Origin of the sequence: Streptomyces sp. NPDC046860 (assembly GCF_040645115.1) — a bacterium.
Taxonomy (GTDB): Bacteria; Actinomycetota; Actinomycetes; order Streptomycetales; family Streptomycetaceae; genus Streptomyces.
Map to the genome: position 1 here is coordinate 210892 of NZ_JBEYXQ010000005.1, position 24995 is coordinate 235886.

The 24995-nt window shown below is 72.8% G+C and carries 23 protein-coding genes; 10 read left to right on the plus strand and 13 right to left on the minus strand.

Annotation, left to right across the window (positions count from 1 at the left end; translation table 11 throughout):
* Positions 1–32: 32 nt before the first annotated feature.
* The 3 genes from ABZ898_RS10180 to coxB are packed head-to-tail and all read right to left on the minus strand — an operon-like array spanning position 33 to position 3078.
* The gene (locus tag ABZ898_RS10180; protein WP_361655203.1) at positions 33–431 is read right to left on the minus strand and encodes a cytochrome c oxidase subunit 4; all 399 of its coding nucleotides are present in this window, start codon (positions 429–431) and stop codon (positions 33–35) included.
* Positions 428–2161, minus strand: coding sequence for a cytochrome c oxidase subunit I (gene ctaD, locus ABZ898_RS10185; RefSeq protein ID WP_361655206.1), 1734 nt, complete (start codon positions 2159–2161; stop codon positions 428–430). The genes ABZ898_RS10180 and ctaD overlap by 4 nt, the downstream gene beginning before the upstream one ends.
* A complete protein-coding gene (gene coxB / locus ABZ898_RS10190; RefSeq protein WP_361655209.1) occupies positions 2158–3078 on the minus strand; it encodes a cytochrome c oxidase subunit II in 921 nt (306 codons plus the stop codon). The genes ctaD and coxB overlap by 4 nt, the downstream gene beginning before the upstream one ends.
* Positions 3079–3448: 370 nt before the next feature.
* Here coxB and ABZ898_RS10195 point away from each other — a divergent pair, with 370 nt between their 5' ends.
* Complete coding sequence (locus ABZ898_RS10195; protein WP_361655212.1) at positions 3449–4825, plus strand: aminotransferase class V-fold PLP-dependent enzyme; 1377 nt, start codon at positions 3449–3451, stop codon at positions 4823–4825.
* A gap of 96 nt (positions 4826–4921) precedes the next feature.
* Here the strand turns inward: ABZ898_RS10195 and ABZ898_RS10200 are convergent, their stop codons facing one another.
* The gene (locus tag ABZ898_RS10200) at positions 4922–5896 is read right to left on the minus strand and encodes a carbohydrate kinase family protein (protein WP_361655214.1); all 975 of its coding nucleotides are present in this window, start codon (positions 5894–5896) and stop codon (positions 4922–4924) included.
* Positions 5897–6027: 131 nt separating this feature from the next.
* Between ABZ898_RS10200 and ABZ898_RS10205 the strand changes: the two genes are divergently transcribed.
* Both ABZ898_RS10205 and ABZ898_RS10210 read left to right on the plus strand, forming a co-directional pair.
* Positions 6028–6222, plus strand: coding sequence for a hypothetical protein (locus tag ABZ898_RS10205; RefSeq protein ID WP_361655217.1), 195 nt, complete (start codon positions 6028–6030; stop codon positions 6220–6222).
* Between the two features lie 125 nt (positions 6223–6347).
* Positions 6348–7991 (plus strand): hypothetical protein, encoded by a 1644-nt coding sequence (locus ABZ898_RS10210; protein ID WP_361655220.1) that lies wholly within the window; start codon positions 6348–6350, stop codon positions 7989–7991.
* Between the two features lie 76 nt (positions 7992–8067).
* Here ABZ898_RS10210 and ABZ898_RS10215 read toward each other — a convergent pair whose 3' ends face one another.
* The gene (locus ABZ898_RS10215) at positions 8068–8424 is read right to left on the minus strand and encodes an iron-sulfur cluster assembly accessory protein (protein ID WP_161147168.1); all 357 of its coding nucleotides are present in this window, start codon (positions 8422–8424) and stop codon (positions 8068–8070) included.
* 264 nt (positions 8425–8688) lie between these two features.
* On the opposite strand from ABZ898_RS10215, the gene nadA reads away from it, so the two are divergent.
* The gene (gene nadA / locus ABZ898_RS10220; protein ID WP_361655223.1) at positions 8689–9873 is read left to right on the plus strand and encodes a quinolinate synthase NadA; all 1185 of its coding nucleotides are present in this window, start codon (positions 8689–8691) and stop codon (positions 9871–9873) included.
* Between the two features lie 75 nt (positions 9874–9948).
* Here nadA and ABZ898_RS10225 read toward each other — a convergent pair whose 3' ends face one another.
* The 4 genes from ABZ898_RS10225 to ABZ898_RS10240 all read right to left on the minus strand — a co-directional run bounded on the left by ABZ898_RS10225 (position 9949) and on the right by ABZ898_RS10240 (position 15600).
* Positions 9949–10311, minus strand: a complete 363-nt coding sequence (locus ABZ898_RS10225) for a hypothetical protein (RefSeq protein WP_361655226.1) — start codon at positions 10309–10311, stop codon at positions 9949–9951.
* 124 nt (positions 10312–10435) lie between these two features.
* Positions 10436–13549, minus strand: a complete 3114-nt coding sequence (locus ABZ898_RS10230; protein WP_361655229.1) for an efflux RND transporter permease subunit — start codon at positions 13547–13549, stop codon at positions 10436–10438.
* 156 nt (positions 13550–13705) lie between these two features.
* Positions 13706–14383 (minus strand): response regulator transcription factor, encoded by a 678-nt coding sequence (locus tag ABZ898_RS10235; protein WP_361655232.1) that lies wholly within the window; start codon positions 14381–14383, stop codon positions 13706–13708.
* On the minus strand, positions 14380–15600 hold the full coding sequence (locus tag ABZ898_RS10240) for a histidine kinase (RefSeq protein WP_361655235.1): 1221 nt from the start codon (positions 15598–15600) through the stop codon (positions 14380–14382). The genes ABZ898_RS10235 and ABZ898_RS10240 overlap by 4 nt, the downstream gene beginning before the upstream one ends.
* Before the next feature lie 208 nt (positions 15601–15808).
* Here ABZ898_RS10240 and ABZ898_RS10245 point away from each other — a divergent pair, with 208 nt between their 5' ends.
* Positions 15809–17137, plus strand: coding sequence for a DUF3616 domain-containing protein (locus ABZ898_RS10245; RefSeq protein ID WP_361655549.1), 1329 nt, complete (start codon positions 15809–15811; stop codon positions 17135–17137).
* Here ABZ898_RS10245 and ABZ898_RS10250 read toward each other — a convergent pair whose 3' ends face one another.
* Both ABZ898_RS10250 and ABZ898_RS10255 read right to left on the minus strand, forming a co-directional pair.
* The gene (locus ABZ898_RS10250; protein WP_361655238.1) at positions 17138–17416 is read right to left on the minus strand and encodes a hypothetical protein; all 279 of its coding nucleotides are present in this window, start codon (positions 17414–17416) and stop codon (positions 17138–17140) included. It abuts the gene before it with no gap.
* A gap of 33 nt (positions 17417–17449) precedes the next feature.
* Complete coding sequence (locus ABZ898_RS10255; RefSeq protein WP_361655240.1) at positions 17450–18247, minus strand: PspA/IM30 family protein; 798 nt, start codon at positions 18245–18247, stop codon at positions 17450–17452.
* 307 nt (positions 18248–18554) lie between these two features.
* On the opposite strand from ABZ898_RS10255, the gene ABZ898_RS10260 reads away from it, so the two are divergent.
* The 3 genes from ABZ898_RS10260 to ABZ898_RS10270 all read left to right on the plus strand — a co-directional run bounded on the left by ABZ898_RS10260 (position 18555) and on the right by ABZ898_RS10270 (position 21099).
* Positions 18555–19151: a DUF3043 domain-containing protein gene (locus ABZ898_RS10260; protein WP_361655243.1), complete on the plus strand. Its 597-nt coding sequence runs from the start codon at positions 18555–18557 to the stop codon at positions 19149–19151.
* Positions 19152–19225: 74 nt separating this feature from the next.
* Complete coding sequence (locus tag ABZ898_RS10265; protein ID WP_361655246.1) at positions 19226–19972, plus strand: class I SAM-dependent methyltransferase; 747 nt, start codon at positions 19226–19228, stop codon at positions 19970–19972.
* Positions 19973–20028: 56 nt separating this feature from the next.
* Positions 20029–21099 carry a trypsin-like peptidase domain-containing protein gene (locus ABZ898_RS10270; RefSeq protein WP_361655248.1) on the plus strand — a complete coding sequence of 357 codons (1071 nt, stop codon included), beginning with the start codon at positions 20029–20031 and terminating at the stop codon, positions 21097–21099.
* Positions 21100–21155: 56 nt separating this feature from the next.
* Here ABZ898_RS10270 and ABZ898_RS10275 read toward each other — a convergent pair whose 3' ends face one another.
* On the minus strand, positions 21156–21368 hold the full coding sequence (locus ABZ898_RS10275) for a hypothetical protein (RefSeq protein WP_361655251.1): 213 nt from the start codon (positions 21366–21368) through the stop codon (positions 21156–21158).
* A gap of 133 nt (positions 21369–21501) precedes the next feature.
* On the opposite strand from ABZ898_RS10275, the gene ABZ898_RS10280 reads away from it, so the two are divergent.
* Entirely contained in the window at positions 21502–22701 is a 1200-nt protein-coding gene (locus ABZ898_RS10280) for a bifunctional adenosylcobinamide kinase/adenosylcobinamide-phosphate guanylyltransferase (protein WP_361655254.1), read from the plus strand.
* A gap of 12 nt (positions 22702–22713) precedes the next feature.
* Here ABZ898_RS10280 and ABZ898_RS10285 read toward each other — a convergent pair whose 3' ends face one another.
* Positions 22714–23586, minus strand: a complete 873-nt coding sequence (locus tag ABZ898_RS10285; RefSeq protein ID WP_361655256.1) for a class I SAM-dependent methyltransferase — start codon at positions 23584–23586, stop codon at positions 22714–22716.
* Between the two features lie 132 nt (positions 23587–23718).
* Between ABZ898_RS10285 and cobT the strand changes: the two genes are divergently transcribed.
* Positions 23719–24846 (plus strand): nicotinate-nucleotide--dimethylbenzimidazole phosphoribosyltransferase, encoded by a 1128-nt coding sequence (gene cobT / locus ABZ898_RS10290; protein WP_361655259.1) that lies wholly within the window; start codon positions 23719–23721, stop codon positions 24844–24846.
* The last annotated feature ends 149 nt before the right edge of the window (positions 24847–24995 follow it).

The window sequence follows — 24995 nt, forward strand, 5'->3', positions numbered from 1 at the left end:
GTGTCCGGGCTCCCGCCGTCTCGTGCGCTGTGTTACTGCGTGCGGTTCTCACCGCGGTAGTACTCGAACACCCAGCCGAACAGGCCGACCATGATGAGGGGCGCCGAGAAGTACAGCAGCCACCAGCCGACCGCGATGCCGAGGAAGGCCAGCGCGCCGCCGACCGCCAGGGACAGCGGCTGCCAGCTGTGCGGGCTGAAGAAGCCCAGCTCGCCCGCGCCGTCCGCGACGTCGGCCTCCTTGTCGTCCTGCGCACCCGCGTCGACCCGCCGGGCGGTGAAGCCCAGGTAGAAGCCGATCATGATGCACAGGCCGAAGGCCAGGAAGAGCGCCGTGGTGCCGGCCGGCTCCTTCGACCACACGCCGTACACGACGGCCATGATCAGGACGAAGACGCTCAGCCAGAAGAACATCCGACCCTGGATCTTCACTTGCCGGCCTCCTTGCTGCCCGCGATGGCGGCGCCGTGACCGGCGTGCTCAAGCTGCTCCAGCGCGGCGATCTCGGGGTGGTGCAGGTCGAACGCCGGCGATTCGCTGCGGATGCGCGGCAGGGTGAGGAAGTTGTGCCGCGGCGGCGGGCAGGAGGTCGCCCACTCCAGCGAGCGGCCGTAGCCCCACGGGTCGTCGACCTCGACGGGCTTGCCGTACTTCGCCGTCTTCCAGACGTTGTAGAGGAACGGCAGGATCGACAGGCCGAGCAGGAACGAGGCGATCGTCGAGACGGTGTTCAGAGCGGTGAAGCCGTCGGCCGCCAGGTAGTCGGCGTACCGGCGCGGCATGCCCTCGGCGCCCAGCCAGTGCTGGACCAGGAACGTGCCGTGGAAGCCGATGAACAGCGTCCAGAAGGTGATCTTGCCCAGGCGCTCGTCCAGCATCTTGCCGGTGAACTTCGGCCACCAGAAGTGGAAGCCTGCGAACATCGCGAAGACGACCGTGCCGAACACCACGTAGTGGAAGTGCGCCACCACGAAGTACGAGTCGGACACGTGGAAGTCCATCGGCGGCGAGGCCAGGATGACACCGGTCAGACCACCGAAGACGAAGGTGATCAGGAAGCCGGTGGTCCAGAGCATCGGTGTCTCGAAGGACAGCGAGCCCTTCCACATCGTGCCGATCCAGTTGAAGAACTTCACACCGGTCGGGACCGCGATGAGGAACGTCATGAACGAGAAGAACGGCAGCAGCACACCGCCGGTGACGTACATGTGGTGCGCCCACACGGTCACGGACAGACCGGCGATGCCGATCGTGGCCGCGATCAGACCCATGTAGCCGAACATCGGCTTGCGCGAGAACACCGGGATGATCTCGGAGATGATGCCGAAGAACGGCAGCGCGATGATGTACACCTCTGGATGGCCGAAGAACCAGAAGAGGTGTTGCCACAGCAACGCCCCGCCATTGGCGGCGTCGAAGATATGGGCACCGAACTTGCGGTCCGCCTCCAGGGCGAACAGCGCGGCGGCCAGCACCGGGAAGGCCAGCAGGACGAGGACACCGGTCAGCAGCACGTTCCACACGAAGATCGGCATGCGGAACATCGTCATGCCGGGGGCCCGCATGCAGATGATCGTGGTGATGAAGTTGACCGAGCCGAGGATCGTGCCGAATCCGGAGAAGGCCAGACCCATGATCCACATGTCGGCGCCGAGACCCGGCGAGCGGACCGCGTCCGACAGCGGGGAGTAGGCGAACCAGCCGAAGTCGGCAGCGCCCTGCGGGGTGAGGAAGCCACCCACGGCGATGGTCGAGCCGAACAGGTAGAGCCAGTAGGCGAACATGTTCAGCCGGGGGAACGCCACGTCGGGCGCGCCGATCTGGAGCGGCATGATCCAGTTGGCGAAGCCCGCGAACAGCGGGGTGGCGAACATCAGCAGCATCACGGTGCCGTGCATCGTGAACGCCTGGTTGAACTGCTCGTTGGAGATGATCTGCATGCCCGGGCGCGCCAGCTCGGCACGCATGAGCAGCGCCATCACGCCACCGATGAGGAAGAACGCGAACGACGTGACCAGGTAGAGCGTGCCGATCGTCTTGTGGTCGGTGGTCGTCAGCCACTTCACCACGACGTTGCCGGGCTGCTTGCGCCTGATCAGCGTCTCGCTGCCGGTCGAGTCCTCGGTCGCGCCGGCACCCTGGGGTTCATTGAGGATGCTCACAGGTTGTTCGTCTCCCGGTTCTTCTCGTGGCTCGTCTGCGCGATGCCGGCGGGAATGTAACCGGTCTGCCCCTTCTTGGCGAGGTCCTTGAGGTGCTGCTCGTAACGCTCGGGGGAGACGACCTTCACGTTGAACAGCATCCGGGAGTGGTCGACACCGCAGAGCTCGGCGCACTTGCCCTTGAAGGTGCCCTCCTGGTTGGGAGTCACCTGGAAGGCGTTGGTGTGGCCGGGGACGACGTCCTGCTTCATCAGGAAGGGCACGACCCAGAAGTCGTGGATGACGTCGCGCGAGGTCAGCACGAAGCGGACCGTCTTGCCCTTGGGCAGCCACAGCGTCGGGCCGGGGTTGCCGGTCTGCGGGTTCCGCGTGCCAGGCGTGCCGACGTCGTAGACGCCGCCGGCCTTGGCCGGGAACTCCTTGATGAACCGGTCCGGAATGGAGGCCAGGTTCGGATCGGTCTTGGCGTCACCGGGGGAACCCGGCACGCTCTCGATGTAGTTGAAGCCCCAGCTCCACTGGAAGCCGACCACGTTGACCGTGACGTCCGGCTTCTTCTCCAGGCTGAGGAGCTTCGACTCGTCCCGCGCGGTGAAGTAGAAGAGCACCGAGACGATGATGATCGGAACCACCGTGTACAGCGCCTCGATGGGCATGTTGTACCGCGTCTGCGGCGGAACCTCGACCTTGGTGCGGCTGCGCCGGTGGAACATGGCGCTCCACAGGATCAGGCCCCACACCAGCACGCCGGTAGCGAGCGCGGCGGCCCACGATCCCTGCCACAGGGAGAGGATGCGGGGAGCCTCTTCCGTGGTCGGGGTGGGCATGCCAAGGCGGGGGAAGTCCTTGTATGTGCAACCGGTTGCGGTCGCGAGGACCAGGCCCGCGGTCAGTGCCTGCAGCAGCTTCCGCCGCATCGGGCGCCGCGGCTTGGGGGTACCGCCCACGCCTTTCGGGCGAAGGGGGAGGTCGGAGCCGTTGGGACTCACGTAGCGCCTTCCCGAGAGTCTCGCCCGCGCGGTCGGCTGCGGCCTTCTCGCTGGTCGGTCGCCGCCCTGCGTCGGGCAGGGGTTTGGATGTTTATGCGGACCAAACCCTAGCCGACGGTCTCTGACGGTTCGCGGGGAGGGGGGCATACGCGTCGTCGGGTCGTTCTGAGGGGTGCTACCGGGGAACCAATCGCCGTTGTTGGGACGGTTTGGGGTGGGTGCGGGTCCGTACGGGCTGAGCGCGCGGTTCCCCGCGCCCCAGGGCGGGACACATGAGGCGGCGATCTAACGTTGACCTGTGGCCTACTTCGACGTTGCTTCCGGTGCTCCGCTTCATCCTGTCGCCCGGCAGGCCCTGTTGGCGGCTTTGGACGAGGGGTGGGCCGATCCCGGGCGCCTGCACCGTCAGGGGCGGCGGGCCCGGGTGCTGCTGGACGCGGCCCGGGAGGCCGCGGCCGAGATGGCGGGATGCCGGGCCGACGAGCTGGTGTTCACCTCCTCCGGCACGCGGGCCGTCCACGACGGGATCGCGGGCGCGACGGCCGGGCGGCGGCGCGTGGGACGTCACCTGATCGTGTCAGCGGTCGAACATTCCTCGGTCCTCCGTTCGGCGGAGGCGTTCGAGGACGAGGGCGGTTCCGTCACCCGAGTGGGCGTCAGCCGCGCCGGGGCGGTGGACGCCTCGGAGTACGCGGCCGCGCTGCGGACGGACACCGCGCTGGCGTGTCTCCAGTCGGCCAACCACGAGGTGGGCACCGTGCAGCCGGTGGCCGAGGTGGCCGAGGCGTGCCGGGCGGCGGGGGTGCCGCTGCTGGTGGACGCGGCCCAGTCCCTGGGCTGGGGCCCGGTGCCTGAGGGCTGGTCGCTGCTGACGGCGAGCGCCCGCAAATGGGGCGGCCCGGCGGGCGTGGGCCTGCTGGTGGTGCGCAAAGGGGTCCGGTTCGCGGCACGGGGGCCGCGCCAGGAGGGCCGGCCGGGCCGCCCCGCCGAGTTCGGGAACATCCCGGCGATCGTGGCATCGGTGGCGGCACTGCGCGCGGTACGGGCCGAGGCGGACGCGGAGGCGGTACGGCTGCGCACGCTGACGGAGCGGATCAGGGCGGAGGTGCCGCGGTCGGTGCCGGACGTGGAGGTGGTGGGCGATCCGGCGCGGCGGCTGCCGGGGATCGTCACCTTCTCCTGTCTCTACGTCGACGGCGAGGTGCTGCTGCACGAGCTGGACCGGGCCGGCTTCTCCGTGTCCTCCGGTTCCTCCTGCACGAGCGACACCCTGACGCCGAGCCATGTGCTGAAGGCGATGGGCGTGCTGAGCGAGGGCAACGTCCGTGTGTCGCTGCCGTCAGGCGTGGCGGCCGAGGAGGTCGAGCGCTTCCTCGACGTGCTGCCCGGCGCGGTGGCGGGGGTGCGGGCACAGCTCGGGGTCCCGGCGCCGGAGGTCGAGACGCGGGAGGCCGAGTGGGTGGTGGACTCGCTGGGCAAGCGGTGCCCGATCCCGGTCATCGAGCTGGCCAAGGTCATCGGCCGGGTGCCGGTGGGCGGCACGGTGCGGGTGCTCTCCGACGACGAGGCGGCCCGGCTGGACATCCCGGCGTGGTGCGAGATGCGGGGCCAGGAGTACCTGGGCGAGGAGGCCGCGGAGCGGGGAGCGGCGTACCTCGTACGCCGGGTGAGCTGACCGGAAACCCGGGAACCGCGGACCCGGGGGCGCGGGGAACCGCGCGACCGGCCCCGGCGGGTCCGCGGTGAATCGCGGACCCGCCGGGGCACGGCGTCACTTCAGGTGCTCGCGGACCTCGGCGGCGGCCTCGTCGCCGTACGCCTTGGTGAAACGGTCCATGAAGTGGGCCCGGCGGAGCTGGTACTCCTGCGTGCCGACCGTCTCGATGACCAGGGTCGCCAGCATGCAGCCGACCTGCGCCGCGCGCTCCAGGGAGACGCCCCAGGCGAGACCGGAGAGGAAGCCGGCGCGGAAGGCGTCGCCGACACCCGTGGGGTCGGCCTTGCGCTCCTCGTCCGGGACGCCGACCTCGATCGGGTCCTCGCCGACCCGCTCGATACGGACGCCGCGCGAGCCGAGGGTGGTCACGCGGTGGCCGACCTTGGCGAGGATCTGCTCGTCGCTCCAGCCGGTCTTGGTCTCGATGAGGCCCTTCTCGTACTCGTTGGAGAACAGGTACGTGGCGCCGTCCAGCAGTATCCGGATCTCCTCGCCCTCCATGCGGGCGATCTGCTGGGAGAAGTCGGCGGCGAAGGGGATCTCGCGGGAGCGGCACTCCTCGGTGTGCCGGAGCATGCCCTCCGGGTCGTCGGCGCCGATCAGGACGAGGTCCAGGCCGCCGACGCGGTCCGCGACGGTCTTCAGCTCGATGAGCCGGGCCTCGCTCATGGCGCCGGTGTAGAAGGAGCCGATCTGGTTGTGGTCGGCGTCGGTGGTGCACACGAAGCGGGCGGTGTGCAGGGTCTCGGAGATCCGGACCGACTCGGTGTCCACACCGTGGCGCTCCAGCCAGGCGCGGTACTCGTCGAAGTCGAAGCCCGCGGCGCCGACGAGGACCGGCGCGGTGCCGAGCTGGCCCATGCCGAAGGCGATGTTGGCGCCCACGCCGCCCCGGCGCACGTCGAGATTGTCGACCAGGAAGGACAGCGAGACCGTGTGCAGCTGGTCCGCGACGAACTGGTCGGCGAAGCGGCCGGGGAAGGTCATGAGGTGGTCGGTGGCGATGGAGCCGGTGACTGCGATGCGCACGGCAGGCGTTCTCCTGGATGGAGGGGGAGCTGACAGTTCACGCTACCCGGAATCGGGCAACCGCTGAAGCAGGGAAAACTACCCGATAGTAGATCTTTCTTCACCGGCCCCGCCGTGCCTACGGTGCGCTCATGACGAACTTCAGAGCGGACGACCTCGACGAAGATCTCACCTCGCTGCGCGGCGACTGCGCCCGCATGGCCCCGCACTGGACCCGGCCCGAGCACCCGGCCGCCCGGCCGGTGCCGCCCTCCCAGATCCACGGCGTGCGCGTCCCGGCCCGCTCGGCACGGCTGCTGGACGCGATGTCGGACTACGGCGACTGAGCCTCCGGCGGTTCTCCGGGCCCCCTCGCCGGGGCGCACGGGCGGGAACCGTGCGCTCCCCTCGCGCGTCCCATCGCCGTCCCCCGCGCGGGAGACGCGGGGCACGAGCAGCGAGGAGCGATGCGGTGACCAAGGAGCGACCCGGAAACCCGGACCCGTCTGAGTCGGAGCCGGAGGAGGGGCCCGCCGCGACCTCGAAGGCTGCGGACTCCCCGGCGGCGGAGCCGTCGGACGCCGCGGGGACACCGGCCGGTGAGGTGCGCGAGGACGCCGGCGGCGGCACGGACGGCGACGCCCGCCCCGCCGCGGAGACCGACGGCGCGGGCGAGGAGGCCGGCCCCGCGGACACCGGCGCCCCCCTCGCCTCCGCCCCGGGCGACGAGGGCGATGCCGCCGCCCAGGAGACCCCCGGCGGGCGGCGTCCCCGTACCGCCGCGATCGTCGCCTCCGTCGCCGCCGCCGTACTGCTGGTCGGGGGTGGGGGCGCCTGGCTGGCCTCCGGGACGGGGGCCGGGGACAGGCCGGCCGGCGGTGAGGGCGCTCCCCCGCCGCTCGCCCTGGACGGCGGGCCGGGCAGCGGGCCGGCCGGGATCGCGGTCGGTGAGCCCGATCCGAACGGCGGCGTCCGTTACGTCGTCAAGGGTGATCTGCCGCGGGGACCGCGCTCGGCGCCCGTCCGGCTCGCCGAGGGCAAGGCGGGCGAGGACGCCGTCGCCCGGCTGGCCGAGGCACTGGGGATCGAGGGCGCGCCCGTGGCCGACGGCGACGGATGGCGGGCCGGGGAGCGGGAGGGCGGCCCGGTGCTCCGGGTGAACGGGATCGGCTGGTCGTACAGCCGGTACGCGGCCGGGACCGACAACTGCCGCAAGGTGACCGTCTGTTCGCAGGACCCGGTCGCTCCGGCGCACGATCCGGTGGGCGCGGCGGAGGCGGAGCGGGTGGCGCGGCCGGTGCTGAAGGCGCTCGGCCAGGACGAGGCGAAGATCGACGCGAGCCAGGTGATGGGCGGCCGCCGGGTGGTGAACGCCGACCCGGAGGTGGCCGGTCTGCCCACCTACGGCTGGACGACCGGCCTGACGGTGGACGAGAAGGGCGACCTCGTCGGCGGCCACGGGATGCTGGCGCGGTTCACGGAGGGCGACACCTACCCCGTGCTGAGCGCGGCCGGCACGGTGCGGCTGATGAACGGGGAGCCCGCTTCCGGCGGCCGTAAGGGCATCGGCGGGTGTGCGAGCCCGGTGCCGCTGAAGGACCGTCTGGAGCAGCCGTGCGGGGCGTCCACCGGTTCCCCCGCCGCGCCGGAGGGCGGCTCGGTGACGGTCGAGAAGGCGGTGTTCGGTCTGGCCGCGCACTCGGTGGACGGGCGGCCGGCGCTGGTGCCGTCCTGGCTGTTCGAGATGCGCGGCTCCACGGCGCGCGGCGCCTTCACGGTGGCGCATCCGGCGGTCGACCCGAAGTACCTCGCCTCCCCCGGGGACAAGGCGCCCGAGAAGGGCGGGGTGAGGGTCGAGGGCTACCGCGCCGAGGGCCGGAAGCTGACCGTGCGCTTCGTCGGCGGGGTGTGCGCCGAGTACCGCGCGTCGGCGCGGGAGAGCGGGGACCGGGTGACGGTCACGGTCACGAAGAAGTCCAGGCCGGGCAACTGCATCGCCCTGGGCAAGGAGTACGCCCGGACCGTGTCGCTGGACGCCCCGCTCGCGGACCGCGAGGTGGTCGACGCCGGCGGCGGCCGGGTGCCGGAGGCGGAGCACAGCCTGCTGAGCCACTGACACCCCCTCGTACGGCGAACGGCGGCGGCCCCTCACCAGGAGGGGCCGCCGCCGTCGTACGACTGCTGGGGTGCGCTCAGCTGAAGGAGTCGCCGCAGGCGCAGGAGCCGGTCGCGTTCGGGTTGTCGATCGTGAAGCCCTGCTTCTCGATCGTGTCCACGAAGTCGATCGTGGCGCCGCCCAGGTAGGGGGCGCTCATGCGGTCGGTGGTGACCTTGACGCCGTCGAAGTCCTTCACGACGTCGCCGTCGAGCGAACGCTCGTCGAAGAAGAGCTGGTAGCGCAGACCGGAGCAGCCGCCGGGCTGGACGGCGACGCGCAGGGCCAGGTCGTCCCGGCCTTCCTGGTCGAGCAGCGCCTTGACCTTGGACGCGGCGGCGTCGGTCAGGATGATGCCGTCGGTGACGGTGGTGGTCTCGTCCGATACGGACATCTACATCTCTCCCAAGTTGTACGGAGACTGCTTTCCGACCAGTGCAACCGGCGCGCCGGTGAATTCATTCCGGGCCGGGCGGACCGGTGTGGCCGCGTTCTCGCTTCTCTCTCATGCTCGCACACGGGCGCTCCTGCGGGCAGCGGGCCGGGAGGCGAGAGGCCGGGATTCACGTCACATGGACCTTATGGCCATCGTCAAAGTGACGTGAAGCGGATATGATAGATAGCGTCAGTTAGACGAAAAGTAGAAAGGGTAGGTGCCGTGACCACCGCCCAGCCCCCGCAGCTCGACGTACAGCCGTCTCCGCTCGCCCTGCTGCTGCTCGGCCGCGGGGCCGACCCGAGGAGTGAGCGGGGCGTCGAATGCCCCGGCGATCTGCCCGCTCCCTCGGACCCCGACCTCGTCGAGCGCGCCCGCGCCGCCAAGGAGAAGCTCGGGGACAAGGTCTTCGTCCTCGGCCACCACTACCAGCGCGACGAGGTCATCCAGTTCGCCGACGTCACCGGTGACTCCTTCAAGCTGGCCCGTGACGCCGCCGCGCGCCCGGAGGCCGAGTACATCGTGTTCTGCGGTGTGCACTTCATGGCCGAGTCGGCCGACATCCTCACCTCCGACGACCAGAAGGTCGTCCTGCCGGACCTCGCGGCCGGCTGCTCGATGGCCGACATGGCCACGGCCGAGCAGGTCGCCGAGTGCTGGGACGTCCTGACCGAGGCGGGCGTCGCCGAGCAGGTCGTCCCGGTGTCGTACATGAACTCCTCCGCCGACATCAAGGCGTTCACCGGCAAGCACGGCGGCACCATCTGCACCTCCTCCAACGCCGAGCGGGCCCTGGAGTGGGCCTTCGCGCAGGGCGAGAAGGTGCTGTTCCTGCCCGACCAGCACCTGGGCCGCAACACCGCCGTCCGCGACATGGGCATGTCCCTGGAGGACTGCGTCCTGTACAACCCGCACAAGCCGAACGGCGGACTGACCGCCGAGCAGCTGCGGGACGCGAAGATGATCCTGTGGCGCGGCCACTGCTCGGTGCACGGCCGCTTCAGCCTGGAGTCGGTCGAGGACGTGCGCGAGCGGGTGCCCGGCGTGAACGTGCTGGTGCACCCCGAGTGCCGCCACGAGGTCGTCGCCGCCGCCGACTACGTCGGCTCGACGGAGTACATCATCAAGGCGCTGGAGGCGGCCCCGGCCGGCTCCAAGTGGGCCATCGGCACCGAGCTGAACCTCGTGCGGCGGCTGGCGAACCGGTTCGCGCCCGAGGGCAAGGAGATCGTCTTCCTCGACAAGACGGTCTGCTTCTGCTCCACCATGAACCGCATCGACCTCCCCCACCTGGTCTGGACCCTGGAGTCCCTGGCCGAGGGCACCCTGGTCAACCGCATCGAGGTGGACAAGGAGACGGAGGCGTTCGCCAAGCTGGCGCTGGAGCGGATGCTGGCGCTGCCGTAACCCGCAGCTCTCGACGGCCGAGGGCCCGGAGGACACATCCCGTGTCCTCCGGGCCCTTCCGCGCCCTCGCGCGGCTCAAGCAGGGTCCAGCGCCCGCCACGTGTCCAGATGCAGCACGGGTGTGACCACCACGGCCCGGAAGCGGGCCGGCGGATCGAAGGTCACCACCAGTTCCCCCGGCGCCGCGCCCTCCTGCACACACCCGATCCGTGCCCTCGGCACGGACCAGCCTCCGGGCCCGAACGCCGGTTCCGTGTCCGCCCTGAAGTGGAAGTGCTCATCGCAGCACTCCGCGACGCCCGGGATCGCGGCGGGCTCCCCGTCCCTGCCGTAGGCGACCGCGTCCGCCAGCAGTGTGTGCCCCGCGCCGACCGCGTCGGTGATCCGGTCGATCGCCGACTTCGCCCGGCGTCGCCGCCGCCAGTCGCGCACTCCCATGTGGGCTCCCCCCTCGGCTCATGATCCCCTCCCGGGGTCCGCCGCACCATTGTCCTGGAAAAGGCCAGGGGCCCGGAGTGCGCGGGTGTGCGCTCCGGGCCCCTGGCCGCCAAGGACCGGCCGGTTACACCTTCACCGGCTCCGCTTCGTCCGCCGAAGTCTCCGGCTCCGCCGGGCCCGCCCGCTTCGCCGCCTTCTTCGCCGCCCGGCGCTCCTTGCGGAGCTCGACCATCGCGTAGAGGGTCGGGACGAGGAGAAGGGTGAGCAGGGTGGAGGTGATCAGGCCGCCGATCACCACGACCGCGAGGGGCTGGGCGATGAAGCCGCCCTCGCCGGTGACGCCGAGCGCCATCGGGAGCAGGGCGAAGATCGTCGCCAGGGCCGTCATCAGGATCGGGCGGAGCCGGTGCCGGCCGCCTTCCACCACGGCCTCGACGACCCCGTACCCCTGGGACCGGTACTGGTTGACCAGGTCGATCAGCACGATCGCGTTGGTCACCACGATGCCGATCAGCATCAGCATGCCGATCATCGCCGGAACGCCCATCGGGGTGCCGGTGAGGATGAGCAGGCCGATCGCGCCGGTCGCCGCGAACGGGATCGAGACCAGCAGGATCAGCGGCTGGACCAGCGAGCGGAAGGTCGCCACCAGCAGCATGAACACGATGGCGATGGCCGCCAGCATGGCCAGGCCCAGGTTCTTGAAGGCGTCGTCCTGGTCGGAGGAGACACCGCCGATCTCGGCCGTGGCGCCCGCGGGGAGCTTCAGGGCCTTGATCTTCGTCTGGAGCTGGGCGCTGACCGCGCCGGTGTTGTCACCGGTCGGCTTGGCCGTGACGGTGGCCGCGCGCTGACCGTCGATCCGGGTCATCGACACCGGGCCGTCCACCAGCTTCACGGTGGCGATGTCGCCGAGCTTCACCGCGCCGAGCCGCAGGCTCTTGAGCTGGGCCAGCGTGGCGGCCGGCTGGGCGGACCGTACGACGACGTCGCGCTCGGTGTCGTCGAGGACGGCCTTGCCCGCGGGGACGCCGCGCACGGACTGCGCCACCGCCGCGCCGAGCTTCTGCTCGTCGAACCCGGCCGCGGCCGCCTTGGCGTTCGCCCGCACCGAGATGCGCGGCACGCTCTGTGCGAGGTCGCTGGTGACGTCGGTGACGTCGTCCAGGCCGGCCACGGCGGAGCGCACCTTCCCGGCCGCCGTACGCAGCGTGGCGGGGTCGGCCGCCTTGACCACGACGCTGAGGTCCTGGTTGCCGAAGGCCGCGCCCGCCGAGACGGTGACCGTGCCCGCGCCGTCGAGCTTCTTCAGCCCGTCCTCCAGCTCGCGCTGCACGTCGGCGGCGGAGCCGGAGTCCTCCAGCATGACCTGGTACGACGCCTGGTTGGTGTCGGTGCCGCCGCCGAAGGCGGCCATGAAGCCGGAGGAGCCGACGGTGACCTGGTAGTCCTTGACGCCGTCGATCCCGCCGAGCAGCTTCTCCACCCGCCTGGCCTGCGCGTCGGTCGCGGCGAGGCTGGTGCCGGGCTTCAGCTTCTGCTTGACGGTGAGGACCTGCTGCTCGCCCTGGTCGAAGAAGTTGGTCTTCAGCAGACCGGCCATGCCGAAGGTGCCGAAGAGCACGACGACCGCGATCAGCAGGCTGACCAGCCGGCGCCGGGTGGCGAACCGCAGCACGGGGACGTAGGCGCGCTGGAGGCGGCTGTTCGCCTCCTTCTCCTCGGCCCGGCGGCGCGCCTCCTCGGCGTCCTCCGGGGTGCCCTTGGGGGCGCGCAGGAACCAGAACGACAGCACCGGCACCACGGTCAGCGAGACCAGCAGCGAGGCCAGCAGGGCGGCCGTCACGGTGATGCTGAAGGAGCCGAACAGGGCGCCCACCATGCCGCCGACCAGGCCGATCGGCAGGAAGACGGCGACCGTGGTGAGGGTGGAGGAGGTGACCGCGCCGGCGACCTCGCGGACGGCGCCGAGGATGGCCTCCTTGCGCTCCTCGCCGTAGCCGAGGTGCCGCTTGATGTTCTCCAGCACCACGATCGAGTCGTCCACGACCCGGCCGATGGCGATGGTCAGCGCGCCCAGCGTGAGCATGTTCAGCGAGAGACCGCGCGTCCACAGCACCAGCAGCGCCAGCACGACGGAGAGCGGGATGGACACCGCGGTGACCAGCGTGGAGCGGATCGAGGCCAGGAAGACCAGGATGATCAGCACGGCGAAGAGCAGGCCGAGCGCACCCTCGGTGGTCAGGCCGTCGATGGCCTTGGACACCTCGGGGCCCTGGTCGCTGACGACCGTGAGCTTCGCGTCCTTGCCGAGGTCGGCCCGGAGCTCGGAGAGCTGGTCCTGGACCGCGTCGGAGATGGCGACGGCGCTGCCGTCGTGGTCCATGGTGACGTTGACGGCGAGGCTGGGCTTGCCGTCGGTGCGGGTCAGCGAGTCGGCCGGGGCCGGCCGCTCGGCGACGGTGGCGACGTCGGCCAGGCGCACGGCCTTGCCGCCCCGGCCCGCCACGCGCAGGTCCTTGATCTGGTCCAGCGAGGTGAAGCCGCCGCCGACCTGCACGGTGCGGTTGGCGCCGTTCTCGTCGAAGGAGCCCGCCGGGACGGACGCGCCGCCCGCCTGCAGCGCCGGGATGAGCGCGGCCGGGCCGATCCCCGCCTTGGCGAGCTTGGCGTCGTCGGGGGTGACGGCGACCTGGAGGTCGCGCACGCCCATGACCTGGACCCGGCCGACGCCGTCGATGTCCTTGAGCGCCGGGACGACCGTACGGTCCAGCCTGTCGGCCAGCGCCTGCTGGTCGGTGCCGGAGGACGCGGCGAGGACGACGGTGGGCATGTCGTCGGTGGAGCCGGATACGACCTGCGGGTCGACGGTGTCCGGAAGCTGGGCGCGGGCCCGGTTGACGGCCTGCTGGACGTCGGTGACGAGCCGCTTGGTGTCGTTGCCGTAGTCGAAGGACGCCATGATCACGGCGTTGCCCTCGCTGGCGGTGGAGGTGACCGAGGTGATGCCGTCGACGCCCTGGAGGCTGTCCTCGATGGGCTCGACGACCTGCTTCTCCACCACGTCGGGCGAGGCGCCCTGGTAGGGAGTGATCACCGAGACCATGGGCAGGTCGATGGTGGGCAGCAGTTGCTGCTTGATCTGGGGTATCGCGATGAGTCCGAAGACCAGCGCGATGAGCGACATCAGGCCTATCAGGGCCCGTTGCGCGAGGCTGAATCGGGACAGCCAGGACATGGGACAGGGTCTCTCTTCTGTGAGCGGCAGAAGCTGCGGCGGGACGCATGTGCGCGCCCACCCCACACCCTGGTCCATCATCGGGGCCCGACCCGTAGGCCCCAGGTCCATTTCCGGCGCCGGGCGGTACTCCCCGCGCAGTAGAGCGGCCGGAGGTCAGTCCGACCTCGGGCGGACCAGCCCGGACTCGTAGGCGATGACGACGAGCTGGGCGCGGTCGCGGGCGCCCAGCTTGGCCATGGCCCGGTTGACGTGCGTCTTGACGGTGAGCGGGCTGACCTCCAGACGCTCGGCGATCTCGTCGTTGGAGTGGCCGCCGGCCACCAGCACCAGCACCTCCCTCTCCCGTCCGGTGAGCGCGTCGAGCCGGGCGAGGCGGGCCGGGTCCGGGGCGGGGGCGTCGGACTGGGCGAGGAACCGGCCGATCAGGCCCTTGGTGGCGGCCGGGGACAGCAGCGCCTCGCCGCTCGCGGCCAGCCGGATGGCGGTGAGCAGTTCGTCGGGCTCGCTGCCCTTGCCGAGGAATCCGGAGGCGCCCGCGCGCAGCGCCCGCACCACGTAGTCGTCGACCTCGAACGTGGTCAGGATGACCACCCGGACGTGGGCCAGCTCCGGGTCGGCGCCGATCATGCGGGTGGCGGCCAGCCCGTCGGTGCCGGGCATCCGGATGTCCATGAGCACGACGTCGGCGCCGCACTCCTTGGCCAGCCGGACCGCCTCGGCGCCGTCGGACGCCTCGCCCACCACGGTCATGCCGGGCTCGGACTCGACCAGCACCCGGAACGCGCTGCGCAGCAGCGCCTGGTCGTCGGCGAGCAGGACGCGGATGGTCATACGGGCTTCCTCTCGGCCCCGGCCAGGGTCTGGACGGGCAGGATGGCATGGACCCGGAAGCCGCCGCCGTACCGGGGGCCGGTGGTGAGGGTGCCGCCGAGCGCGGTGACCCGCTCGCGCATGCCGAGCAGCCCGTGCCCGCCGCCCCCGCTGGGCGCACCGGTGGCGCCCGCACCGTCGTCCAGCACGCTGACCTCGATGTTCGGGCCGACCCGCACGACGCTGACCTCGGCCTTCGCCCCCGTACCGGCGTGTTTCTGGGCGTTGGTGAGGGCTTCCTGCACGATCCGGTAGGCGGCCAGGTCGACGGCGGCCGGGAGTTCGGTTTCCTGGTCGGCGCGGGCGACCTGGACCGGGAGTCCGGCGTTGCGGAAGGTCCCGGCGAGTTCGTCGAGGCGGCCGAGGCCGGAGGCGGGTTCGGTGGGGGCGGCGGGGTCGTCGGACTGGCGGAGCAGACCGACGGTGGCGCGCAGTTCGTCCAGCGCGGAGCGGCTGGCCTCGCGGACGTGGGCGAGGGCCTCCTTGGCCTGGTCGGGGCGCCGGTCCATGACGTGGGCGACGACTCCGGCCTGCACGTTGACGAGGGCGATGTGGTGGGCGACCACGTCGTGCAGCTCGCGGGCGATGCGCAGCCGTTCCTCGGCGACCCGGCGGCGGGCCTCCTCCTCGCGGGTGCGCTCGGCGCGTTCGGCGCGCTCCCGGATGGCCTGCACGAACGCCCGGTGGCTGCGGACCGCGTCGCCCGCGGTGGCGCCGATGCCGGTCCAGGCGACGAGCGCCAGGTTCTCCTGCGCGTACCAGGGCAGCGGCCCGGCGAGCATGGCGGCGGCGGTCAGCACGGTCATGGTGAGCAGCCCGACCCGCCAGGTGGTGGCGCGGTCGGTGGTGGAGGCGACCGTGTACAGGGCGATGACGGCGGCCATCGCCACGGGGGCGCGCGGGTCACCGGTGACGCACTCGACGAGGGCGAGCGTGCCGGTGGCGGCCAGGACGGCGAGGGCCGAGCGGCGGCGCAGGACGAGGGCGGCGGCGGCCAGGACCATCAGGACGAGGCTCAGCGGGTCGGGGCTGCGTCCGCCCCAGGTGACCCCGTGGTCGCCGTCGGGTGCGGCGAAGGAACCGGCGATCATGCACAGCAGCACCACGGCGGCGAGGACCGCGTCCAGTGTGAGGGGGTGCGCCGTCAATCCGTGCCGGGCGCGTCGGAGAGTGCTCACCCCGTGAACAGTACGGGGCGCCGCGGGCGTCCGGGTACGCGGTGGGACGCCAGGTGTCGGGTGGTGTTCGCCGGGGATACCGGTGGTGGACGCCCGCCGTTGGCCGGACCGGCCGAGCCTGCTGCTCGCCGGATGTGTCCGTCTTCGAAAGGCAGTGACCGTGCGCCCTCTCCCTTCCCGTCTGCTCCCTCCCGCCACCGCCGTCGCCCTGCTGGCGGTGCTCGGCCCGGCCGCCACGGTGCACGCCGCGTCCACCGGGACACCGACGGTCAAGCTGTCGGCCGCCTATCTCTCGGGCGCGGTCGGCGCGACGGGCGATCCCGTGGTAACCGTGACCGTCGCGCAGAGCGGCGCCGACACCTCGGCGCTGACGGTGACGGCGTCCGGGAGCAGCCGGAGCACGGTGGCGGGGACCGGGGACGTCCGGGTCACCGGCAGCGGCGGCACCCGTACCGTCGCGGTGACCGCCCGCGCGCGGGGCTACACCGACCTCACCCTGAAGGTGACCGGCGCCGACGGGAAGTCGGCCACCACGACCCTGCACTACGCGGCCTCCCCCGCCGTCCAGCGCCCGTCCGACGCGCGCTACCTGACCGGCGCCTCGGACGCCTCCGCCGCCGTGGACGCCGGGGGCGGGTATGTCCTGGTGGCCAACGACGAGGACAACACGCTGCGCCTGTACGACGGCTCGGCCTCGGGCGCTCCGGTCAGGAGCTGGGACCTGTCCTCGGCGCTGGGCGCCTCCAAGGAGGCCGACATCGAGGGCGCGGCCCGCGTCGGGAACACCGTGTACTGGACCGGCTCGCTCGGCAACAACAAGGACGGCGCGTACAAGGCGGACCGGAACACCGTCTTCACCACCACGCTCTCCGGCTCGGGCGCCGCGACCTCGGTGGCCTTCGGCGGCGCCGGGCACCGGCTGCGGGACGACCTGGTGGCCTGGGACAGGGCGAACGGCGACCGGTACGGCTTCGCGGCGGCGACCGCCGACGGCCAGACCCCCAAGCAGGCGGACGGCTTCAACGTGGAGGGCCTGGAGTTCGCGCCGGGCTCCACGACCACCGCCTACGTCGGCTTCCGCGCCCCGCTGGTCGCGCCGGCCGGCGGCGGGAAGGCGCTGATCGTGCCGGTGACCAACTTCGACCAGGTGGCGCGCGGCACGAAGGCGGCCTTCGGTACCCCGGTCGAGCTGGACCTCGGCGGGCTGTCGGTGCGCGACCTGCGCCGCAACGACAAGGGGCAGTACCTGATCCTGGCCGGGTCCTGGGCGGCCGAGGACAACAGCGCGCCCTACGCGCTGTACCGCTGGGACGGGGTGGCCGGGCACCAGCCGGTGAAGGCGCTGGACCTGCCCACGGCGGACGCGGGCGGCTGGGAGTCCGTGGTGTCGGTGCCCGACCTGGACGCCTCCGGCGCCCGGGTCCAGCTGATCACCGACGACGGCAGCGCCGACCTCTACGGCGACGGCACCGAGGCCAAGGACCTCTCCCACCCGGAGTGGCAGAAGTCCCGCTCGACCGTCTTCACCCTGGGCTGATCAGCCGGGGATCAGCCCGTCGTCGTCCAGCATCTCCCGGACCTCCTCCAGGGTGGCGTCCGGGGCGGGCAGGATCAGCTCGGAGGGCTCCAGGGAGTCGTCCGGGAGCGGCGTGCCGAGCCCGCGCACGGCGTCGAGGAGGGCGGTGAGGGTGCGGCGGAAGCCCGCCTCGTCACCGCTCTCCGTCTCGGCGAGCAGTTCGTCGTCGAGCTTGTTGAGCTGGGCGAGGTGGGAGTCGTCCACGCTCACCTGGCCCTCACCCATGATCCGTACGATCACGTCGGCCTCCTCGGCTCGGGTCCCGGCGGCGGACTACTGCTTGTCGAAGCGGGGGGTGTCCTGGGGCTGCTGCTGCGCCTGCTGACCGCCCGTGCCGCCCTCGATGGCCTGCTGCTGCGCCGAGGAGCCCCCGGCCAGCTCGGCCTTCATCCGCTGGAGTTCCAGCTCGACGTCCGAGCCGCCGGAGAGCCGGTCCAGCTCCGCCTGGATGTCGTCCTTGGCCATGCCGGACTGGTCGTCCAGCGCGCCGGAGGCGAGCAGCTCGTCGATCGCGCCGGCCCGGGCCTGGAGCTGGGCCGTCTTGTCCTCGGCCCGCTGGATGGCCATGCCCACGTCGCCCATCTCCTCGGAGATGCCGGAGAACGCCTCCCCGATGCGGGTCTGCGCCTGGGCGGCGGTGTAGGTGGCCTTGATGGTCTCCTTCTTCGTACGGAAGGCGTCCACCTTGGCCTGGAGGCGCTGGGCCGCGAGGGTGAGCTTCTCCTCCTCGCCCTGGAGCGTGGCGTGCTGCGTCTCCAGGTCGGTCACCTGCTGCTGGAGCGCGGCGCGGCGGGAGAGCGCCTCACGGGCGAGGTCCTCGCGGCCGAGCGCGAGCGCCTTGCGGCCCTGGTCCTCCAGCTTCCCGGACTGCTGCTGCAACTGGTTGAGCTGGAGCTCGAGCCGCTTGCGGGAGGTCGCCACGTCGGCGACGCCACGCCGCACCTTCTGGAGCAGTTCGAGCTGCTTCTGGTACGAGTAGTCGAGGGTCTCGCGCGGGTCCTCGGCCCGGTCAAGGGCCTTGTTCGCCTTCGCGCGGAAGATCATCCCCATACGCTTCATGACACCGCTCATGGGCTTCGCGCGCCCCCTTCTGACGGAACTCCGGCTCACCGATCCTGCGACAGAACCCACAGTACGGGCCCTGCCTCCATTACCGCACCGTTCGGGGAGCGATGCGCTCCTCCCCAAGGACGAGCGCCGGCCCGCCCACTCCGGCGTGAGGAGTAGGTGATCCCCGGGGGCGGCCCCCGGCGGTCGCGCGACTCGCCCGGATAGGGCCGCCGGCGTCCGCTCTGTACCCCTGTAGACGTCCGGTGTTGCCGGATCGTTCCCCGGAGGACTGGGGCGGATGCCGGTGATGCCCGTACCCTTGGGTTTTGTGTTCCGTAGCCGTGCGAAGGAAGAGAAGGCACCCGCCGACCAGGCGCAGGTGACCGGCTCCAGTCAGCCCCGCGACCCGCAGGCCCGCAAGGGAAGGCCCACGCCCAAGCGCAGTGAGGCCCAGTCCCAGCGCCGCAGTGTCGCCAGTACGCCCGTGTCCCGCAAGGACTCGGCCAAGCGGCAGCGTGAGGACCGCCGCCAGGCCCTGGAACGGCAGCGCCGCGCGCTCGCCGGGGGCGACGAGCGGTACCTGCCCGCCAGGGACAAGGGCCCGGTGCGCAAGTTCGCCCGCGACTGGGTGGACTCGCGGATCAACGTGGCGGAGTTCTTCCTGCCGCTGGCCATCGTGATCCTGATCCTCAGCGTGGTCCGGGTCCCCTCGATCCAGAACATCGCGCTGCTGCTGTGGCTGATCGTGATCGTGCTGATCGTCATCGACTCCGCCTTCAGCGGCTACCGGCTGCGCAAGCGGCTCGCCGAGAAGTTCCCGGACGTCAGCCGCCGGGGCGCCGTCGCCTACGGCCTGATGCGCTCCCTGCAGATGCGCCGGCTGCGGCTGCCCAAGCCGCAGGTCAAGCGCGGAGAGCGGCCCTGAGCGCAGACGCTGCGCCCGGCACGGCGGCCGTCGACCGGCCCCACCCGCCGGGCGAGCCCGTCCGGCAGCGGCTGGTGACCCGGCAACTGGACGAGCAGTTGGCCCGCGTCTTCCCCGTCGGCCGCCGGCTGCGGGTGCTGGACGTGGGGATGGGCCGGGGCGCGCAGGCGCTGCGGCTCGCCCGGCTGGGCCACCAGGTGACCGGCGTCGAGCGCGACCCCGGGCTGGTCGCGGCCGCCCGCGGCACGCTGGCCGAGGAGCCGGACGGCATCCGGGAGCGCGTCCGGCTGGTGCAGGGCGACGGGCACGACACCGGTGTGCACTTCCTGCCGGGCAGCTTCGACGTGGTGCTGTGCCACGGCGTGCTGATGTACGTGGAGGAGCCCGATCCGCTGGTGGCCGGGCTGGCCCGGATGCTCGCCCCCGGCGGCCTGCTCTCCCTGCTGGTCCGCAACGGCGACGCCCTCGCCATGGGTCCCGGTCTCACCGGCGACTGGGCCGGCGCGCTCGCCGCGCTGGACAGCACCGCCCTGCTCCCCCGCTCCCGCACCGAGGCGGACGGCGACGCCCCGGTGTCCCCCGGCCCCGGGGGCCGCGCCGACCGGCTGGCCGCCCTGACCGCCACCCTGCACGGCATCGCCGCCCCGCTGCACGCCTGGTACGGCGTGGGCGTCTTCACCGGCCGCACCCCGGCCGCGTCGGCCGGCCCCGCCTCCCCGGCCGCCCTGGAGACCCTGCTCGCGGCCGAGGAACGCGCCGGCCGCACCGACCCCTACCGCGGGATCGCGGAACTGCTGCACCTGTGCGGTGTGCGCGGCTGACCCCGTTCGGGCGTGCCCGGCGGGCCGGGGTCCTTCCCCCGTGGGGAGACTCGGTCATGGACGCTTCCCGTATCCGGGCCGGGCGCAGGGGTGCCGCGGCCGTCGTGCTGCTGTGCGCCGCCGTCCTGCTCCCCGGCTGCTCGGACCCGCTGTCGTCGGCGCGGAAGGGCGGCCCGACCTCGCAGGCGGCGCTGACGTTGCCGGAGGTCGACCTCCAGGACCGGTACCAGAAGGTCATCAAGGACGTGCTGCCCTCGGTCGTGCAGCTCCGGGCGGGGCAGTCCCTGGGCTCGGGCGTGGTGTACGACGACGGGGGCCACATCGTCACCAACGCGCACGTGGTCGGCGCGGAGAAGACCTTCGAGGTGACCACGGCCAGCAGCGAGGAGCCGCTGACGGCGAAGCTGGTCTACTCCTACCCCGAGCAGGACCTCGCGGTGATCAAGCTGGAACGGGTGCCGCAGGGGCTGCGCCCGGCGGTGTTCGGCGGCTCCGACGAGGTGGAGGTCGGCCAGATCGTGCTGGCCATGGGCTCGCCGCTCGGTCTCTCGTCCAGCGTGACCCAGGGCATCGTCTCGGCCACCGGACGGACCGTCAGCGAGGGCGGTGAGGAGGGCGGTACGGGCGCCACGCTCACCGACATGGTGCAGACCTCGGCGGCCATCAACCCGGGCAACAGCGGGGGCGCGCTGGTGAACCTCGACGGCCGGGTGATCGGCATCCCGACCCTGGGCGCGACCGACCCCGGCATCCAGGGCGGGGCGGCGCCGGGCATCGGCTTCGCCATCCCGGCGTCCATGGTGCGCACGGTGGCCGGGCAGATCATCGGCAGCGGCAAGGTCACCGACTCGGGGCGGGCCGCGCTGGGCGTGACGGTGCGTACGGTCGTGGACGACGGCCTCCGGCCCGCCGGGGCGGCGGTGGTCACGGTGGAGGCGGGCGGTCCGGCGGCGAAGGCGGGGCTCCGGGCGGGCGATGTGATCACCCGGCTGGGTGACACGCCGACCGGCTCGACCACGGAACTCGCCCAGGCGCTGGCGGCAAAGGAGCCGGGGGCGCGGACGACGGTCACCTACCAGCGCTCGGGCACCGGGCACACGGCACCGGTGACGCTCGGGGAGCAGTGACTCCCCGCCGGCCGGCGGGAGCGGGAGGACCCCGCTCCCGCGAGGGCGCGGGGGTGTTACCCCTCCTCGGCGTTCAGGCTCATCGGCCCGTAGATCTCGGCGCCCTCCTCGAAGAGCCGCACCTGCTCGGCGCCGCCCTCCAGCAGCGCCTTCCAGTTCTCGCCGACCCAGGACTCGGCGTCGCCCTGCGTGGTGAACTCCTCCGGTTCCACGGCGGGCGGGACCTCGGTCCCGTCGGCCTTCTCGAACCGCCACGTCCAAGCTGTCATGCGCGCCTCCTTCGATCCGACTTCTGCGGGCAGCGTATGCGGTCGCCGGGGCCGCCCACAGGACAACGTGGATCATCGTCCGCGCAGCGGGCCCGGTGCGCGGGGGCCGCCGGGACAGGTGAAAATCGGTTCCGTGGACGTCACTCTGCTCGGCACCGGTGCCCCCGCGGGGCTGCCCCGCCCCGACTGCCCCTGTGCCGTGTGCGCGAGCGCGCTCGGCCCGGACGCGCGGGCGGCCACCGCGCTGCTGGTGGACGGGGTCCTGCTGCTGGACCTGACGCCGGGCGCGGCGTTCGCGGCGGCGCGGGCCGGGCATTCGCTGGGCGGGGTGCGCCAGGTGCTGCTGTCCCACCCGCACGACGGTCCCGCCGTGGAGGTGCCGGCCGGGCTGCCGCAGCCGGTCCGGGTGCCGGACGGCCGCGAGCTGACGCTGCTGACGGGGCATCGGGTGCGGGCCCTGGCGATGGACGCGGGCGGCACCGGGTACGAGGTGACCGGGCCGAGCGGGCTCCGGCTGCTGTATCTGCCGCCGGGCGGCTCCCCGGCGGGGCTGGAGCGTGCGGAGGAGCCGTACCACATGGTCCTGGCCGATGTGGTGGGGCGGCCGGACGCGCTGGCCCGGCTGCGGGCGGCGGGCGGGGTGGGTCCGGCCACGGACGTCGTCGCGGTCCACCTGGACCATGACGTGCCGCAGGCCGCGGAGTTGCCCAGGCGGCTGGCGGCGGCCGGGGCGCGGGCGGTGCCGGACGGGGTGACGCTGGCGGTGGGCGCGTACGACGAGGTGCCGGACGTGCCGCGCCGGACGCTGGTGCTGGGCGGGGCGCGCTCGGGCAAGTCGGTGGAGGCCGAGCGGCGCCTGGAGTCCTTCCCCGACGTGGTGTACGCGGCGACCGGCGGCACCCGCTCCGGGGACCTCGAGTGGGCGGACCGGGTGGCGGCGCACCGCGAGCGCCGTCCGGGTTCCTGGCGTACGGCGGAGACCACGGATTTGGTCCCCCTGCTGGCCGAGGACGGGCCGCCCCTGCTGATCGACTGCCTCTCGCTCTGGCTGACCGACGTCATGGACGCGGTCGGCGCCTGGGACGACGCGCAGTGGGCGGACGGCGGCGAGAAGGCGCTGCGCGAGCGGGTGCGGGACCTGACGCGTGCGGTGCGCGAGACGCCCCGCACGGTGGTGGCGGTCTCCAACGAGGTCGGCTCCGGCATCGTCCCCGCCACCGCCTCCGGCCGCCGCTACCGCGACGAACTCGGCCGCCTGAACGCGGCGTTCGCCGCCGAGTGCGAGCAGGTGGTGCTGGTGGTGGCGGGCCAGGCACTGGTGCTGCGCGGCTGAGCCGCCGCTTGCCTAGGCGGGCGGGTTTCCCGGTGTACGGGCCACCACCCGGTAGGTGTTGGCGAGGCGGGTGTGGCGGGTGAGGGGGGCGAGGAGGCGGTCGAGGGCCGCGGCCGCGGCCAGCGGGGCGCGCAGGGGTGCGGGGAGCGGGCGGGCCGTCGCGGGTTCCTGCGGGTGGTGGGTGCGGACCGTGGTGGTGATCGCGCAGCCGAGGCCCGCGAGTTCGGCCTCCAGGTTGGACAGGGGGAGCAGGTGGAGGTGGCTGTGCGGGAGCCAGCGGGGGCCGAGGAGGGCGGCGTAGGCGCTGTCGGGGTCGGCTGCCTCGACGACGAGGTGGCCGCCGGGGCGCAGCACGGCCAGCGCGGCGCGCAGTTCGGCGCGGGGGTCGGGGACGTGGGCGAGGTGGTGGAACATGCTGACGACGTCGTAGCGGGCGCGCAGCCGGTCGGTGACGCCGGGCGTGGTCAGCAGCCCCCGGTGGGCCTCCTCGACGCGGCCCTCGCCGAGCGCCCGCTCGACGCGCGCGGTGGGGTCGAGCCCGTCGAAGCTGGTGTACGGGAAGAACTCCTTGGCGGCCTCGGGGAAGTGGCCGTGCCCGGTGCCGACGTCGAGCCAGCTCTCCGGGTCGGCCAGTCCGGCCAGCGCGCGGGCGGTGGCCCGGTGGCGCCGGCCCGGCAGCGCGCGGGGGGCGCCGTCGGCGGACGGGGGGTTCTGGAAGGCGTGCGCGCAGGCGCCGCACTCGTCGAGGGCGACGGCGGCGCCACGTTGCCGCCCGGGGGCTCTCAGCCGGGTGCGCAGCCGGGCGGAACCGCACCAGGGACAGTCCTCGCGGCGCGGGCCGGGGAAGCGGTCGCTGACCTGCGGGACGGAGGGCGAGGGCGGCATGGCGGCTCCCTGTACGGCATTTCGCGGTAAACCGGAACGTATGGGATGCCGATCTTGGACGCAATGACGTGGGCCGGGTGTGGTGGCGGTGTGGCGCGGGGCGCCTCGCGCGCGGGCGGTACTGTTCCGCGAATGGACAGGCTTCGACTCGACGACTTCACCGATCTGATCGAGCGCCCGGACGGCGGTGTGCGCCGGGACGCCGAGGCACGGCGGGAGCGCCTGGCCGTGCCGCCCGGCGCGCTGGGCAAGCTGGACGAGCTGGGCGAGTGGCTGGCGGCCGCGCAGGGCACGGTGCCGCTGCGGCCGGTCGAGCGGCCCAAGGCCGTCCTCTTCGCCGGTGACCACGGCATCGCCGCCCTCGGTGTCTCCCGGCGCCCGGAGGGAAGCGCGGCGGACCTGGTGCGGGCGGTACTGGAGGGCGCGAGCCCGGCCGCGGTGCTCGCCCGGCGACTGGACGTGCCGGTACGGGTGGTGGACCTGGCGCTGGACTGCGCGCCGGACGCCTTCCCGGCGGAGGTCTCACGGCACCGGGTGCGGCGCGGCAGCGGCCGGATCGACATCGAGGACGCGCTGACCGCCGAGGAGGCCGAGACGGCGTTCCGGGCCGGCATGGCGGTCGCCGACGAGGAGGCCGACTCCGGTACGGACCTCGTGGTGCTCGGCGACGTGAGCGTGGGCGGCACGACGGCGGCGGCGGTGCTGGTGGCCGCGCTGTGCGGGACGGACGCCTCGGTGGTGACCGGGCGGGGCGGCGAGCCCATCGACGACCTGGCGTGGATGCGCAAGTGCGCGGCGGTCCGCGACGCGCTGCGCCGGGCGCGGCCGGTCCTCGGCGACCAGCTCGAACTGCTGGCGGCGGTGGGCGGTGCCGACCTGACGGCGATGACCGGGTTCCTGCTCCAGTGCGCGGTGCGCAAGCTGCCGGTGATCCTGGACGGCGTGGTGGCCGCGGCGTGCGCGCTGGTGGGCCAGCGGGTGGCGTTCCGGGCACCGGACTGGTGGCTGGCGGGGCACGACAGCGGTGAGCCGGGGCAGGCGAAGGCGCTGGACCGGATGGCTCTCGAACCGCTGCTGACCCAGGGTGTGCGGGTCGGCGAAGGCACGGGCGCCCTGCTGGCGCTCCCCCTGGTCCGCGCGGCCGCCGCCCTGGCCGCCGAGCTTCCGGAGCGGCCGGAGCCGGAGAAGCCCGAGGACACCGAGGGCGCGAAGGAAGCGAAGGAAGCAGACGAAGCGGAGGGCACCGAGGGCGTCGGCTAGGGCCTTTCTTCCGGATCAGGCCGGCTCGGGCCGACGGTGCCTCCGGGCCGAGCCGAGCGGGGTCTGGTGCGTGCGGCTGCAAGGCGGAGGAGGGAGTCGACGCGGAGCGTCGGCGAGCGACGACAACGCGGCAGACGTGCGTGCCAGGG